This window comes from Bacillus sp. K2I17 (genome assembly GCF_002209985.1).
GTDB lineage: Bacteria > Bacillota > Bacilli > Bacillales > Bacillaceae_G > Bacillus_A > Bacillus_A wiedmannii.
Window position 1 is genome coordinate 49,270 of record NZ_NJGF01000011.1, and the last position, 14,715, is coordinate 63,984.

17 protein-coding genes are annotated in these 14,715 nt (G+C 34.6%); 12 read left to right on the forward strand and 5 right to left on the reverse strand.

Annotated features, from left to right (window positions below; genetic code table 11):
• The first annotated feature begins 52 nt into the window (after nt 1–52).
• Nucleotides 53–637: a GNAT family N-acetyltransferase gene (locus CER22_RS14810; RefSeq protein ID WP_088609005.1), complete on the forward strand. Its 585-nt coding sequence runs from the start codon at nt 53–55 to the stop codon at nt 635–637.
• A gap of 24 nt (nt 638–661) precedes the next feature.
• Here the strand turns inward: CER22_RS14810 and CER22_RS14815 are convergent, their stop codons facing one another.
• Nucleotides 662–1,564 (reverse strand): aldo/keto reductase, encoded by a 903-nt coding sequence (locus tag CER22_RS14815; protein WP_088063104.1) that lies wholly within the window; start codon nt 1,562–1,564, stop codon nt 662–664.
• 165 nt (nt 1,565–1,729) lie between these two features.
• Between CER22_RS14815 and CER22_RS14820 the strand changes: the two genes are divergently transcribed.
• Nucleotides 1,730–2,680, forward strand: coding sequence for a CobW family GTP-binding protein (locus CER22_RS14820; RefSeq protein WP_000613417.1), 951 nt, complete (start codon nt 1,730–1,732; stop codon nt 2,678–2,680).
• Between the two features lie 97 nt (nt 2,681–2,777).
• Here the strand turns inward: CER22_RS14820 and CER22_RS14825 are convergent, their stop codons facing one another.
• Both CER22_RS14825 and CER22_RS14830 read right to left on the reverse strand, forming a co-directional pair.
• Entirely contained in the window at nt 2,778–3,248 is a 471-nt protein-coding gene (locus CER22_RS14825) for a GNAT family N-acetyltransferase (protein WP_088063105.1), read from the reverse strand.
• 135 nt (nt 3,249–3,383) lie between these two features.
• Nucleotides 3,384–4,334: a metal ABC transporter substrate-binding protein gene (locus CER22_RS14830; RefSeq protein ID WP_088609006.1), complete on the reverse strand. Its 951-nt coding sequence runs from the start codon at nt 4,332–4,334 to the stop codon at nt 3,384–3,386.
• A gap of 267 nt (nt 4,335–4,601) precedes the next feature.
• Between CER22_RS14830 and CER22_RS33070 the strand changes: the two genes are divergently transcribed.
• From CER22_RS33070 to CER22_RS14845, 3 genes are all read left to right on the forward strand, one after another.
• Nucleotides 4,602–4,751, forward strand: coding sequence for a hypothetical protein (locus tag CER22_RS33070; protein WP_000540925.1), 150 nt, complete (start codon nt 4,602–4,604; stop codon nt 4,749–4,751).
• A 115-nt stretch (nt 4,752–4,866) separates the two neighbouring features.
• On the forward strand, nt 4,867–5,526 hold the full coding sequence (locus tag CER22_RS14840) for an oxidoreductase (protein WP_048559679.1): 660 nt from the start codon (nt 4,867–4,869) through the stop codon (nt 5,524–5,526).
• 489 nt (nt 5,527–6,015) lie between these two features.
• Nucleotides 6,016–6,507, forward strand: coding sequence for a DinB family protein (locus CER22_RS14845; RefSeq protein ID WP_088063107.1), 492 nt, complete (start codon nt 6,016–6,018; stop codon nt 6,505–6,507).
• 297 nt (nt 6,508–6,804) lie between these two features.
• Here CER22_RS14845 and namA read toward each other — a convergent pair whose 3' ends face one another.
• Nucleotides 6,805–7,842, reverse strand: coding sequence for an NADPH dehydrogenase NamA (namA, locus tag CER22_RS14850; RefSeq protein WP_087982772.1), 1,038 nt, complete (start codon nt 7,840–7,842; stop codon nt 6,805–6,807).
• A 133-nt stretch (nt 7,843–7,975) separates the two neighbouring features.
• Here namA and CER22_RS14855 point away from each other — a divergent pair, with 133 nt between their 5' ends.
• From CER22_RS14855 to CER22_RS14880, 6 genes are all read left to right on the forward strand, one after another.
• Nucleotides 7,976–8,428 (forward strand): methylated-DNA--[protein]-cysteine S-methyltransferase, encoded by a 453-nt coding sequence (locus CER22_RS14855; RefSeq protein ID WP_046959201.1) that lies wholly within the window; start codon nt 7,976–7,978, stop codon nt 8,426–8,428.
• A gap of 7 nt (nt 8,429–8,435) precedes the next feature.
• Nucleotides 8,436–9,440, forward strand: coding sequence for a DUF2628 domain-containing protein (locus tag CER22_RS14860; protein WP_088609007.1), 1,005 nt, complete (start codon nt 8,436–8,438; stop codon nt 9,438–9,440).
• 84 nt (nt 9,441–9,524) lie between these two features.
• Nucleotides 9,525–11,186 (forward strand): peptide ABC transporter substrate-binding protein, encoded by a 1,662-nt coding sequence (locus CER22_RS14865; RefSeq protein WP_088609008.1) that lies wholly within the window; start codon nt 9,525–9,527, stop codon nt 11,184–11,186.
• A gap of 57 nt (nt 11,187–11,243) precedes the next feature.
• A complete protein-coding gene (gene fosB / locus CER22_RS14870; RefSeq protein WP_088063110.1) occupies nt 11,244–11,660 on the forward strand; it encodes a FosBx1 family fosfomycin resistance bacillithiol transferase in 417 nt (138 codons plus the stop codon).
• Nucleotides 11,661–11,672: 12 nt separating this feature from the next.
• The gene (locus CER22_RS14875) at nt 11,673–12,218 is read left to right on the forward strand and encodes a short-chain dehydrogenase (protein WP_088063111.1); all 546 of its coding nucleotides are present in this window, start codon (nt 11,673–11,675) and stop codon (nt 12,216–12,218) included.
• A 12-nt stretch (nt 12,219–12,230) separates the two neighbouring features.
• Complete coding sequence (locus CER22_RS14880; RefSeq protein WP_088609009.1) at nt 12,231–12,842, forward strand: phosphoserine phosphatase 1; 612 nt, start codon at nt 12,231–12,233, stop codon at nt 12,840–12,842.
• 45 nt (nt 12,843–12,887) lie between these two features.
• Here CER22_RS14880 and exsB read toward each other — a convergent pair whose 3' ends face one another.
• Nucleotides 12,888–13,448 carry an exosporium protein ExsB gene (gene exsB, locus CER22_RS14885; RefSeq protein ID WP_088609010.1) on the reverse strand — a complete coding sequence of 187 codons (561 nt, stop codon included), beginning with the start codon at nt 13,446–13,448 and terminating at the stop codon, nt 12,888–12,890.
• Nucleotides 13,449–13,629: 181 nt separating this feature from the next.
• Between exsB and cotH the strand changes: the two genes are divergently transcribed.
• Nucleotides 13,630–14,706, forward strand: a complete 1,077-nt coding sequence (cotH, locus tag CER22_RS14890; RefSeq protein ID WP_088063416.1) for a spore coat protein CotH — start codon at nt 13,630–13,632, stop codon at nt 14,704–14,706.
• Nucleotides 14,707–14,715: the final 9 nt, after the last annotated feature.

Below are 14,715 nucleotides of genomic sequence, written 5' to 3' on the forward strand. Positions count from 1 at the left end.
TAGTTTGAGATGGATATTATTATATATAAAAGAATTAAAAGGAGTGTTGAAAGTGAATCCGTTATTATTTGATTTTCCTTCTGAATTTTATACTGATAGGCTATTTATTCGAATGTCGAAACCGGGTGACGGTAAATCTGTATACGATGCAATTCAAGCTTCTATGAAAGAATTAAAACCTTGGATGGTTTTTGCACAAAAAGAGCAAACAGAGGAAGAAGTAGAAGTGAGCATTAGAAAATCGCATATTCAATTTTTACAGCGTGAGGATTTAAGATTACTAGTTTTTTCGAAAGAAACAGGTGAATTTATTGCATCAGCTGGATTGCATCGTATTAATTGGGATATACCTCAATTTGAAATTGGGTATTGGATTGATTCAAGGTTTAGTGGAAAGGGTTATATGGTAGAGGCTGCAAAGGGTATAACAGATTATGCTTTTTCTGAGCTGAAAGCAAATCGCGTAGAAATTCGATGTGATTCTTTAAATAAGAAGAGTAGAGCGATACCTGAGAAATTAGGATTTAAGTTAGAAGGTACATTGGAAAGTGCGAGTGTAGCGGTAGATGGAAATGGATTAAGGGATATGTGTGTATTTGCCATGACTAGAAATACATATGAAAAAGAAGAGCTGTAAAGAAACAGCTCTTCTTTTTGTGTATTATGGTACAGGATGTCCATTAGAGCTTTCGAAAATTGTAAACCATTGTTGACGATCTAAATTAACTTTTGTAGCAAGGGCGGCTGTTTTAACACGATCTAATTTACCAGATCCAACGATTGGCATCATGTTAGCTGGATGAGCAAGCAGCCATGCATACATAACTGTATCGATGCTAGTAACATCTAGTTCAGTAGCAACCTTCTGTAAAGTTTCACGTAAACGTACAGCACGTTCTGATTGACCAGTAAAGATTTCTCCGCCAGCAAGAGGCGACCAAATCATAGGATTGATTCGCTTTTCTTGGCATAAATCAATTGTCCCTTTTTCGAAATGTTCAAGCTGCATCGCAGATACTTCAATTTGATTTGTAATGAGCGGGAAATCTAAATAAGAACTTAACATATTAAACTGTGAAGGTAAAAAGTTAGATACACCGAAGTGACGGACTTTTCCTTCTTGCTTTAAGCGTGAGAACGCTTCTGCTACTTCATTTGGATCCATAAATGGATCAGGGCGATGAATGAGCAGTACATCAATATAATCTGTATGTAAGTTTTGTAGTGAGTCTTCCGCGCTTTTTATTATATGTTCAGCACTCGTATTGTAGTGCGCAACATATCTCTCTGGAAATTTTGGTGATGGGGGAGCGATTCCACATTTTGTGATAATTTGCATGTCTTCGCGTAAGGAAGGCTTGAGTTGTAACGCTTCTCCAAATAATCCTTCACACGTATATCCGCCATAAATATCAGCATGATCGAAAGTAGTAATTCCCATATCCATACAAGCTTCCATAAAAGAAAGTAACTCTTGCTTTGGCATATTCCATTCTGCTAAACGCCAAAAACCTTGAATAATACGAGAAAATTCTAGTGTTTCGGCCATTTGAACTCGTTCCATTATAAGTACCTCCTTGATGAATGAATCATTTTTTGAAAAGGCTTTCTTGCTACATATTATTATATAGTTACAGTGTCGTACATACAATAAATATGTTTTGCTACAAAAACGATTTTCTCTATATGCTATAATGTAAAAACATATAGCTATAAGGAGATGTACGAAATGATTCCAGTAACAATATTAACTGGTTTTCTTGGATCAGGGAAAACGACATTATTAAATCGCATTTTATCAGAAAATCACGGTCATAAATTAGCAGTGATTGTAAATGAAATAGGACAAATTGGTATTGATAATCAGCTGATTATGAATGTCGAAGAAGAGATTATGGAGATGACGAATGGATGTTTATGTTGTACTGTACGTGAAGATTTACTAGTCGCTTTAAAACAATTACTGGACGTAAAAGCAGAAGGTAAAATGGAATTTGATGGATTAGTAATTGAAACGACTGGTCTTGCAAATCCAGGTCCGATTATTCAAACATTCTTTTTAGATCCTGTGATTCAATCTGCATACCAAATTAACGGCGTTGTAACAGTAGTAGATAGTTATCATATACATAAACATTTTGAAAAAGGACTAGAAGCAAAGGAACAAATTGCATTTGCTGATGTCGTTTTAGTAAATAAATTAGATTTAGTGGATGAAAGTGAAAAGGAAAATCTATTGCAGGAACTGCAAGGTATTAACCCAACTGCAAAGTTAATCGAGGCGACTAACTGTGATGTAGATATTCCATCGTTACTACAAATTCAAACGTTTAAAACGAAAGATACGTTACAAATTTATCCTCATAAAGAGCATAATCATCTAGAAGGGGTAAAGTCGTTTGTACTACGCGAAGAGCGACCGTTAGATTTACAAAAACTAAATGAGTGGATGTCAGCTGTCGTTCAAGAGCTAGGGGAGTATTTATATCGCTACAAAGGAATTTTATCGATTGATGGAGTAGATAAACGTATCGTTTTCCAAGGTGTGCATACACTGTTTGCTGCATCATATGATAGAGAGTGGCAAGAGGGCGAAGAACGAGTAAGTGAAGTTGTGTTTATCGGAAAAGATATTAATAAAGAATGGTTCCAAGAACATTTCGGGGAGTGTGTGAAATAAGTCTGCATATATTGCAGGCTTATTTTTTTAACTTAACTAAGTATTTTGTAGAAAAATGCTAGATTGCAAAAAACGAAGGATAATAAAAAGCCTGTTTTCACAGGCTTGTATGTTCATCTAATAGTAACTCCATTACAACACCTACAACTGGACCTTCGTCATCAATATCACCATTTAAACGGAAACCAAATGACTCGTATAATCCCATTGCGAGTTTGTTGTCTGGATGTAAACTTAAATAAATTATTTTACATTCAAATTTATCTTGTAAGAATTGAATGAGTATGCGAAGGAAACGTTTTGCGTATCCTTTTCCTTGATATTGCTCGTCAATCATAAAGCGATCTAACCACACACTTTTACGTTTTTCCCAATACCATCCATACATTGCGTATCCTACAAGTGTTTCTCCATCATATAAACCTACTGACGTTCCGTTTCCCTCATATAATGATTCTGCTAGAGAAAACGCATTGCTTTCAATAAATTGCTGCTGGTCTTTTGCGACGTTTAAAGCAGCTACCGAACGCCAATTTTTTGCTGTAACTTCACAAATGTGAAGAGTCATAATTCCAACTCACCTTCTAAATTAATATAGCTTAAAAGCTAATATGGATAATTTTACTTGTTATTTTGGTCAAGTCAAGTAAGAACAAATAAAAAAGAAGCTGAATGACATATTCAGCTTCTTTTAAAAATTTGATTAGTTAGTAGCTTCTTTTAATGTATTTACGTTTTCTTCCATTAAAGTGAAGTAATCTTTATTGCTCTTCGCATCATCTTCAGAAATAGTAGCAAGATGATTTAAGCGTAAAATTTTTGTACCCGTCTCTTTTTGAATTACGGACGCTACCTTTGGTGTAGAGAATGTTTCAAATAAAATATATTGTAGATTATGTTCTTTTACTGTTTTTGTAATGTCAGCAAGCTGTTTTTGAGATGGTTCATTAGAAGCTGAAATACCAGCGATAGCAATTTGTTTCAGGCCATAGCGTTGTTCCCAGTATCCATAAGCCGCATGAGAAACTAAAATGTCTTTCGTTTTTGCATTCGCAACAGCTGCTTTAAATTGATCATCTAAATCAGTAAATTTTGTTTGCAGTGCTGCGAAATTTTTTTCGAACTCTTGTTTATGATCAGGCTGTAATTCTACAAGTGCATTTTTAATTTTTTCTGCCTGTTTCATTGCTAGAGTAGGGTCTAACCAAATGTGTGGGTCTTTATCGTGATGATGTTCATCCTCTTTATGGCCGTCTCCGTGATCATGATGCTCTTCTTCAGTAGGAGTACGCAGTTCAATACCTTTTGATGCATTTACAATTTTAACATTTTCTTTTTGTAATGCTTTTTCCATTTTTTCAGCAAATGGTTCTAATTCAGCGCCGTTATAAACGAATAAATCGGCTTTTGCAACTTGTACTGTTTGTTTTTGACTTGGTTCAAATGTATGTGAATCTGCACCAGGTGGGTAAATCGCTTCAACAGTTACATAGTCGCCACCAATTTTTTTTGCAAAATCTGCAAGAGGAAAAATAGTAGTATAAACAGTTAGCTTTCCGTCTTTCTTGGCATTACCTTCTTTTTTATTTGAGCAGCCAGTAAAAATTAAAGTGAAAATAAGTAAGAATGAAAATATAGTCAATCTTTTAGGCATGAAGTTCTCCTCTTTTCTTTTTTTACGGATATATTTTCCCCAATTATAGAAGAAAAATATCATTTTAATACAAAACGGAATAATTACGTTTTAGTTTGCGAACTTAGTATAATACATCTTTTATAAAGTTGCAATAAATAATAATCATTCCGATTTGTTTTTGTTATAAAGTTGTCAAATTTGGATGTATTATTTTTAGGAATGCATGCATATGTGACAACGCTACGTTCATATATTTGAAAGGAGGGTGTAGAGGGGGATGAGTGTTTGGGTTACTTAATGGAAGCTATTTTATTGATATTAGCGGTAGTATTACCATTAGCATTAGTCTTAATTTTTTTAAGAAGATTAATAAGTAATTTAGGAGATGCATCAACAGTAACAAAATTGCGAGAGAAAGATGAGAAAAAAGAGTGAGTAAAGCACTATGCGTACGCATAGTGCTTTACTTGTGGTAAAATGAGAGCAGGAAACTCCTAAAAGTTGTATTTTACTGAAGGAGAGAAAAGTAAAATAAGAGGTATATGCATATATGAATAAGCGAACAGCGTTAGTACTTGGTGCAAGTGGTTTAGTTGGACAAGAGATAACGCGTCTATTACTTGAATCAGATTACTACGATTCGGTTACTATTTTTGTAAGGGAACCAATGCAATGGCAACATGAAAAATTACAGCAAAAGCAAATAGATTTTTCGATGTTAGAGGAATATAAAGAGTTTTTTGCTGTAGATGACGTATTTAGTTGTCTAGGAACAACAATCAAAAAAGCAAAAACAAAGGCAAATTTCAAAAAGGTAGATTATGAATATACGTTACGAGCTGCTTGTTTAGCTGAAAAACAAGGGGTACAAAATTTCCTTGTTGTGTCTTCAATGGGAGCAAAACCTAAATCGTTTTTCTTTTATTCGCAAGTTAAAGGGAGAATGGAAGAGGAATTACAAAAGTTAGTCATTGGTGGTATTCACATTTTTAGGCCATCTTTATTAGTAGGAAATCGACAAGAATTTCGTTTCGGTGAACGAATGGCTGAAAAGTTATCTCGTATCATTCCTTTTATATTTAAAGGGGCTTTCAAAAAGTATAAACCAATTTCAGCGAAAGATGTGGCGAAAGGGATGTATATAACTGCATTGAGAGAAGAAACGGGTATTTATATTTATAACTCAAATGAAATTACAACGATAGAATAAAAAACGTGAAAAATGGCATGTATTAAAAATCAAGTTTGAATCTTGAATGAATAGTAAATACATGTAGTTTAGCAATTATAAGAAAGTAAAAAAGGAGTGGGAATCCCACTCCTTTTTTACGATAATTTATTATGCAAATCGCATTCTTATCCCGCTATTTGTGGACAGCAAAACCCCCGCGGATTAAAGTTTCACTTTATACGTCTCCAACTCTAGTACGACAAGTGACCTCGTTTATTGCAATGCTATTTTTAGAGTCGTATTATACTAACGGATGATTTCGTCTTATAAGAATGTTTCACTTCATTTGAAAATATACTACTATCATATATCCATTGTTTGTAATGCCAATAAATCAAATAGAATATACTTTCTATTTGGAAATAATCTGTTTGAGTAAAATCTGAAGGGAATTGGGTTCCGAAGGTATAAAAGTCCTATATGTACTACTCCGTATTTTTGGGAGATTTGCAAAAGGAGGATATAAGAATGAGTAAAAAAGAAATGTTGCAAAATGGAATTAAGCAAGTGTTTTACGAAGAAGAATGGTATCCACCTTTATCAGACGCGTTAAAGCACCTTACTGCTGCACAAGCATGTTGGCAACCAGAAGGAGAGGCTAGTAATACGATTTGGGAAAATGTAAACCATTTACTTATCTTTAAAGAACGCTTACTTGCCCGCTTGCATCAAGATGAAACATTTGTGGCGCCACAAAATAATGATGAAACGTTTGTCCAAGGTGGACGTAATGATGAGGATGCTTGGCAACAAACAGTGTTGCGAACAATTCAAGTGCATGATGCCTTACAATCTGCATTAATATCCCTTCAAGAAGCAGAACTAAATCAATTAACTCCTTCTCTACCAATTTGGCAACAATATATGAACATCCTTTTGCACGATGCTTATCATACCGGGCAAATTGTGCAACTTCGCAAGCTTCAAGGTTCATGGCCAGCGCATCGTTCTTATTTGTAAATGATACTTAAAATTGTTGGAGTTATAAACGAAACAAACGAATTAATATGTAGAATACTACTATATGAAAAAACAATTTCTCACTTAATCTGAGGAATTGTTTTTTTTCGTAATCATGATTGTGGAATTCGATTTTTAACCCTGTCACATATTCAGAAAGGGAGATAAATACATAAAAAAATAGGTGTATCAAGCAAAATGTTGATCCACCTTAAAACGATATTATGAAATAACATACGTTATCTTATAGTATACTTTTTATTCCTCTAGATTCAGTAGTACATATTATTCTCGGTTTTATTTATTTGTATGGAGTTTCCCCGGTGCTCGTTTGTATTGATACGGTTCTTCTAACTCAAAACTAAGTTCATTGGCGGCTATTCTTGGAAAGTAAGGATTGCGAAGTAACTCACGTCCGATAAAAATTAAATCTGCTTCGTTATTATTTAAAATTTGTTCTGCCTGTACTCCATTCGTAATCAAACCAACAGCCCCAGTTGCAATGTTAGCATGTTCTTTAATATGTTTAGCATATTGCACTTGATACCCGGGATATACATCGATGTGTGCCGGAACAACAGCTCCAGAACTACAATCAATTAAATCTACTCCTTGTTCTTTCATCCAGTTTGTATATGGAACGTAATCTTGAACCGTTAAACCGTCAGGATGATAATCGTTTGCTGAAATACGAACAAATAACGGTCCGTTCCAAACTTCATTTATTGAGTCAATGATTTCACGTAAGAAACGATAGCGATTTTCAGGTGAACCTCCATATTCATCGGTCCGTTTATTAGAAAGTGGAGAAAGAAATTCATTAATAAGATAACCGTGAGCGCCGTGTATTTCAATAACGTCAAATCCAGCTTGTTTGGATCGTATTGCAGCCTCTTGAAAAGCTAATATGGTCTTTTTTATTTGCTGTATACTCATTTCTACTGGGATTTTCATAGTTTCATTAAACGGAATTGCGGATGGAGCGAGAGCATCCGTTTCTAATTCAGCTTTTCTTCCGGCGTGAGCAAGTTGAATGGCGGCTTTTGCGCCGTTATCATGTATAAAAGTTGTCGTTTTATGTAAGCCTTCAATTAGGCTATCATCCCATATACCTAGGTCTTTATTAGAAATTCTTCCTTCAGGTAACACGGCTGTTGCTTCGATCATAACTAAACCAACTTGACCAGCAGCTCTTGTTCCGTAATGAACGTGATGGAAATTAGTTACTTGGCCATCCTCGTTTTCTGATGAATACATGCACATAGGTGACATAACGATACGGTTTTTTAATGTAACGTCCTTAATTGTATAAGGTGAAAAAAGTTCAGAATTCATCCAATAGCCTCCTAGATTGAATTTTCTTACATTGTATCATTCTTGTTTTTGTTTCCCTAATAAAACGCTTATACGAAAAATTTTGTCTATTCGTGTTACAATAATTAATATGAATTGAATTGGAGGATGACATATGTACCAGGCTTATTATGAAAGTGAATTAGGCTTGCTGGAAATTACAGCGAACGATAAAGGAATTACGTCTGTTATATTTGTTGATGAGAGACAAGAAGAACATAAAAATGAAATAATAGATCAATGTATAAATGAGCTAGATGAATATTTTAAGGGGAAAAGAAAAGAGTTCACAGTCCCGCTATCTGCTGAGGGAACAGTATTTCAAAAAAATGTATGGGATGCGCTTTATACTATCCCTTATGGCGTAAGTGCTTCATATTTAGATATTGCAGAGAAGGTTGGAAATACGAAAGCTGTACGGGCGATAGGAGGGGCAAATAGTCGGAATCCAATTTCAATAATCGTTCCATGTCACCGTGTAATAGGAAAGAGTGGAAAGCTTGTTGGATATGCTGGTGGTTTATGGAGGAAAGAGTGGTTATTAAAACACGAAGGTATTTTGAAATGACGTATGGATGGGAAGAGGGATTGTTTTGAAATGTATAAATTGTGGGCAACCTTGCGAGGAGGAACAGTTAAATTGTGCAAGTTGTCAGCGAAAGTTGGATAATGAACAAGGTGAAAGTAGCTCGTTAATAGATAAAGAACTAGAAGTATATGTAGGGAGACAATATCCGTATTACAAAAGGAAATGGGAGCTTGAGAATAAGCGGATTGCTAGGTGGAGCTGGAATGGTTGGGCAACTATTTTCAATATAGGTTGGCTTGGATATCGTAAGTACTATTTACCGGCAGCATTATTTGTATTGTTATTAGTAGCGTGTGATGCGTTTTCTTATTATATGGGTTTCAATGTAGCACTGCCAATCATTAATATGGTGCCTCTTACGTTTTTATTACTCATTTTTATTCTGTTTGGAATGGGGATTTTTGCAAATGGATTATACTATCAATTTGCGGAAAGACGTATATACCGAATAAAAGCAAGAGAAATAAAAGATAAATCAGTTGAAAACTATCTTATCCATGATAGCGGCGGAACGAGCAAAATGGGAGCGACAATTGTTACTATTTTAGCAGTTGCTAGCATATTTTTTAGTCATTTCTTTTTTCCGACTGATCGAGACGTTATACAAAAGGTTCGTACAAGCTCGCTTTATGAATATCCTTTCTTTTCAATAGGTGAATCTTTCGAAAATTATTTTCAAAATTCAGGTTGGATATATTATCGTGGAACGGAAGGGTTAGAATTAGTAGAATTCCAAGGATATAACGCGGGAGCACCAAAACAAAAGGTGACGATTCAATTTGTTGTCGATTATAAATTGGGTGAAGTGGAACCGTACTCGCTTACGGTTAATGGTGAATCTAAAAATGAAGAAGAGTTTTTGAAGATGATGGACGAAATATTTAAGGTTCAAAATCCATTTGATATAGAGGATGGATTACAAGTAAATGCGATTCAAAAAAGCGGCTGGAAAGAAACTTCCGACCGCTTTTTTCTATGTTTGTTAAAATAAATATTTAAAATAATCAGAATCTTTTGTATAATGAAATATATTATACAAGATTTAACTTATACATATAGATTGGGGGAAGGAAGAATGAAGAGAAAGACAACAACAATTGCTGCACTTGCGTTAACGACGAGTGTATTGGTTGCAGGATGTGGGAATGGTGAGAAGGCTTCGACAACGAAGAAAGAATCGAATAAGGGAATGGCAGATAAACAAGTTTTAAATTTGCTAGAAACAGCTGAAATTCCTTCAATGGATACATCTAAATCAACGGATTCTGTATCTTTCCGTGTATTTGTAAATGCAATGGAAGGTTTATATCGTCTAGATAAAGATAATAAACCAACACCAGGCATGGCAAAAGATGTGAAGATTAGTGAAGATAAAAAGACATATACATTTGAATTACGTGATGCGAAATGGTCAAATGGTGATCCAGTTCGAGCACAAGATTTTGTATATGCATGGCAACGTACATTAGATAAAGCAATAGCGGCAGAATATGCATTCATTTTATTTGATGTGAAAAATGCACAGAAAGTAAATAAAGGAGAATTACCATCAGATCAATTGGGTGTTAAAGCGAAGGATGATAAAACGTTGGTAGTAGAATTAGAGCAACCAGCACCTTATTTTCTTGAGCTTACGTCGTTCCCTACATTTTTCCCATTAAATGAAAAATATGTGAAAGAGCAAGGAGATAAATACGGATTAGAAGCAGATAAATTATTATATAATGGACCATTTACAATGAGTCAATGGAAACATGAACAAAATTATCAGTTAAAGAAAAATCCTAATTATTGGGATAAAGATACTGTAAAGTTAGACGAAATTAATGTAAGTATTGTGAAGGAAACAAGCACTGGAGTAAATTTATATGATAGTGATCAAGCAAATCGAGTTATTTTAACTTCTGAATTTGTTGATAAATATAAAAAGAATAAGCCAGATGAATTTAAAACGAAGTTAGATCCACGTATGTATTTCTTGCGTTTTAACCAAAAAAATGCAACATTTAAAAACCAAAAAGTACGTGAAGCGATTGATTTAGCATACGATAAAAAAGGAATTGCTGATGTCATTTTAAATGACGGTTCTTTGCCAGCATATTTCTTAGTACCTGAAAAATTCACGACAGGTCCGGATGGAAAAGACTTCCGCTCTGTAAATAAAAACTTCCGTGATAGTAAAGATAACGCAGCGAAAGCAAAAAAATTATGGGAAGAAGCTAAGAAAGAGCTTGGTCAAGATACAATTACGGTTGAATTACTAAATGATGATAATGGTAGCCGTAAAAAAGTAGGCGACTTTATTAAAGAAGAATTAGAGAAAAACTTACCTGGTATTAAAGTGAATTTGAAACAGCAACCATACAAGCAGAAGCTAGATTTAGAAAAGAAATTCGAATATGAATTCTCATTATCTGCATGGAGCCCTGACTATCCAGATCCAATGACTTATATTGATATGTTTGTTACTGGAAGCTCATTTAATGAAATGAATTATTCTAATCCGAAGTATGATGATTTAGTAGCGAAATCAAAAGGAGAGCTATTAAAAGATGATAAAGCACGCTGGAATGCACTTGCGGAAGCTGAAAAAATCTTAATTGGTCAAGATGCTGCCATTTCTCCTACGTATCAACAAAGCACAGCTTATTTAGAGAAGCCGTTTGTAAAAGGTATTGCTAATCATACGTTTGGCGGGGACTTCAGTTATAAATGGGCATATATTACAAAAAAATAGTATAATAAAAGGTGAGTGAATTTTCGCTCATCTTTTTTGTATAAGGAGGAATTATAGTTGTTAAGGGGAATCAATCATCTTTGTTTTTCAGTGTCTAATTTAGAAAACTCTATTATGTTTTATGAAAAAGTATTAGGGGGAGAATTATTAGTTAAAGGGAGAAAATTGGCGTATTTTAACATATGTGGAGTATGGATAGCACTTAATGAAGAGAAACATATTCCGAGAAATGAGATTCATCAATCTTATACGCACATTGCATTTTCTGTTGAACAAGAAGACTTTGAACGTCTAATACAGCGATTAGAAGAAAATGATGTTCATATTTTACAAGGAAGAGAACGGGATGTAAGAGATTGTGAGTCTATATATTTTGTTGATCCTGATGGACATAAGTTTGAGTTTCATTCAGGGACATTGCAAGACCGAATTAATTATTATAGGGAAGATAAACCTCATATGACATTTTACTAAGGGGGGAAGAAGTTGCATGCGTTAGTAATTGGTGGAACGGGAATGCTAAAGAGGGTGTCTATGTGGCTTTGTGAGCAAGGGTTTCATGTTTCTATTATTGGAAGAGATGAAGTGAAATTAGAAAATGTTAAACGGGAGAGTACCACACCTGAAAGTATCACATGCCTTCCGTTAGATTATCATCATGATGACGATGTAAAGTTAGCTATTAAAAACACAATTGAGAGGAATGGCCCAATAACATTGGTTGTCGCATGGATACACTCAAGTGCAAAGGATGCATTATCACTCATTTGTAGAGAATTAGACTTGTCGTCTGAAACATACAACGTTTTTCATATTTTAGGCAGTAAAGCGTCGAGAATAGCCTCACAAAAAATAGGCGGTACGCGATGTAGCTATCATAGAATAATATTAGGTTTTATATTAGAAGATACATACGGAAGATGGCTTACTCATGAAGAAATATCGGATGGAGTAATAAAAGGAATTGAAAGTAAATGTGATGAATGGATTGTAGGACGAGTAGAACCGTGGGAATTGCGGCCGACATGGTAAGGGGGAATTGAAGTGAAGACAACGGTATATGTAACAAGGCATGGTGAAACGGAATGGAATGTAGAGAAACGAATGCAAGGCAGGAAAAATTCTGCTTTAACTGAAAATGGTATGTTACAAGCTAAGCAATTAGGAGATCGAATGAAAGATTTATCTATCGATGCGATCTATAGTAGTCCGAGTGAAAGAACCCTTCATACTGCAGAGTTAATAAAGGGCGAACGTGATATACCGATAATCGCGGATGAGCATTTCTATGAAATTAACATGGGTATATGGGAAGGACAGACAGTCGATGATATAGAAAGGCAGTACCCAGACGAAATACAGTTGTTTTGGTATGAGCCACATCTTTTCCAGTCAACATCGGGAGAAAATTTTGCGGCTGTTCATAAAAGGGTAATGGATGGGATACAGCTTCTTTTAGAAAAGCATAAAGGAGAAAGTATATTAATTGTTTCCCATGCGGCAGCGGCAAAACTACTTGTAGGACATTTTGCGGGTATTGAAATAGAAAATGTATGGGATGATCCATTTATGCATAGTGCTAGTCTAAGTATAATAGAATTTGAAGAAGGGAAAGGTGAAGTGAAGCAATTTGCAGATATAAGTCACTTTCAATAAACGTAAAAAAGGCCGCAAAACGGCCTTTTTTTGTAGGCATAAAAACTAGCAATTACGTTTTTTATACCAGAAGTGATCGAATTTCTTGTTTTTGCAAGATGGGAATTTATGTCCGCCTTTGCAATCATTCCATTTGTGCCCGTCATCGTGACAGTCTTTACCATGATCACATGAATCATCGCAAGAGTGACCGTGTCCGTGAGGGAAGAATTCGCATTTTTTACAGAAACTTCGTTTTGTCCAGAAAAATTTCTTTTCAAAGCGTATGCATTTTGTAACGAAAGTACAATGTTTTCTGCGAGTACGTTTTGTAACTAAAACGCATTCTTTTCTACGCGTTACTTTCGTAACAAATGTCCATTTTTGAACACGTACACGAGTACATTTCGTAACAAATGTCCATTTTTTTACATGCGTACATTTTGTAACGAAAGTACAATGTTTCACGCGAGTACATCTTGTTCTTGGACATTTACCCCCAGTTGTACAATTATGATGAGTGAATTTATCATCATCGCATTCAAAAGTACTTGGATCTTGGTGTAAGAAATCCTCCATCCCAGCACTTTTGATTTCTTCAACCGCTTTTCTAATATCACGTTTCATAGAAATCCTCCTTATCATGTATTAAGTTGAAAAGGTATTCTTTTTCCTTAACATGATATGAGATATGACGTCTTTCTGAACAGGACAAGAGTGTAATTTTATATAAATAGATGATAGCGGATGTATGGACAAGGCAAGGTGCATACATTGAATGAAGAGAACTGAGAAGGGATGGGGAAATATGCTACCTTCATATGATTTTTTTATTCATCCAATGAACTTAGTGGAGTTGAAAAAAGAAATTTGGTCAGATAGTCCAGTGCCAGCAAAATTAACTTATGGAAAAAAGAAGTATGACATTGATATCGTATACCGAGGCGCTCATATTCGTGAATTTGAGAAAAAGTCTTATCATGTTATGTTTTATAAACCGAAAAAATTTCAAGGTGCGAAAGAGTTTCATTTAAATTCTGAGTTTATGGATCCGTCTCTTATACGAAATAAATTATCTTTAGATTTTTTTCATGATATTGGTGTACTTTCACCAAAATCACAACATGTATTTATAAAAATTAATGGTCAAATTCAAGGTGTATATTTACAGTTAGAATCAGTTGATGAAAACTTTTTGAAAAATAGAGGATTACCGAGTGGTTCTATTTATTATGCAATAGATGATGATGCGAATTTTTCTTTAATGAGTGAGAGAGATAAAGATGTTAAGACTGAGCTCTTTGCGGGTTATGAATTTAAATATTCGAATAAAAATAGTGAAGAACAGCTGAGTGAATTTGTATTTCAAGCGAATGCTTTGTCGAGGGAAGCTTATGAAAAAGAAATTGGAAAGTTTTTGCATGTTGATAAATATTTACGATGGTTAGCTGGCGTTATTTTTACACAAAACTTTGATGGTTTCGTTCATAACTATGCACTATATCATAACGATGAAACAAATTTATTTGAAGTGATACCGTGGGATTATGATGCGACTTGGGGGCGAGATGTACAAGGGAGACCACTTAATCATGAGTATATTCGTATCCAAGGTTATAACACGTTAAGTGCAAGATTGTTAGATATACCTGTATTTAGAAAACAATACCGAAGCATTTTGGAAGAAATATTAGAAGAACAATTTACCGTTTCATTTATGATGCCGAAAGTAGAAGGTTTGTGTGAATCGATTCGCCCATATTTACTACAAGATCCATATATGAAAGAAAAATTAGAAACATTTGATCAAGAAGCTGATATGATTGATGAATATATAAATAAAAGAAGAAAGTATATACAAGACCACTTACATGAATTGGATTAATTTTGAAAG

Coding starts and splice junctions, on each gene's coding strand:
- CER22_RS14815 (WP_088063104.1), bottom strand. CDS start 1,564: ATGGAACGAGTTCAAATGGCCGAAACACTAGAATTTTCTCGTATTATT.
- CER22_RS14820 (WP_000613417.1), top strand. CDS start 1,730: ATGATTCCAGTAACAATATTAACTGGTTTTCTTGGATCAGGGAAAACG.
- CER22_RS14825 (WP_088063105.1), bottom strand. CDS start 3,248: ATGACTCTTCACATTTGTGAAGTTACAGCAAAAAATTGGCGTTCGGTA.
- CER22_RS14830 (WP_088609006.1), bottom strand. CDS start 4,334: ATGCCTAAAAGATTGACTATATTTTCATTCTTACTTATTTTCACTTTA.
- CER22_RS14840 (WP_048559679.1), top strand. CDS start 4,867: ATGAATAAGCGAACAGCGTTAGTACTTGGTGCAAGTGGTTTAGTTGGA.
- CER22_RS14845 (WP_088063107.1), top strand. CDS start 6,016: ATGAGTAAAAAAGAAATGTTGCAAAATGGAATTAAGCAAGTGTTTTAC.
- namA (WP_087982772.1), bottom strand. CDS start 7,842: ATGAATTCTGAACTTTTTTCACCTTATACAATTAAGGACGTTACATTA.
- CER22_RS14855 (WP_046959201.1), top strand. CDS start 7,976: ATGTACCAGGCTTATTATGAAAGTGAATTAGGCTTGCTGGAAATTACA.
- CER22_RS14860 (WP_088609007.1), top strand. CDS start 8,436: ATGGGAAGAGGGATTGTTTTGAAATGTATAAATTGTGGGCAACCTTGC.
- CER22_RS14865 (WP_088609008.1), top strand. CDS start 9,525: ATGAAGAGAAAGACAACAACAATTGCTGCACTTGCGTTAACGACGAGT.
- exsB (WP_088609010.1), bottom strand. CDS start 13,448: ATGAAACGTGATATTAGAAAAGCGGTTGAAGAAATCAAAAGTGCTGGG.
- cotH (WP_088063416.1), top strand. CDS start 13,630: ATGCTACCTTCATATGATTTTTTTATTCATCCAATGAACTTAGTGGAG.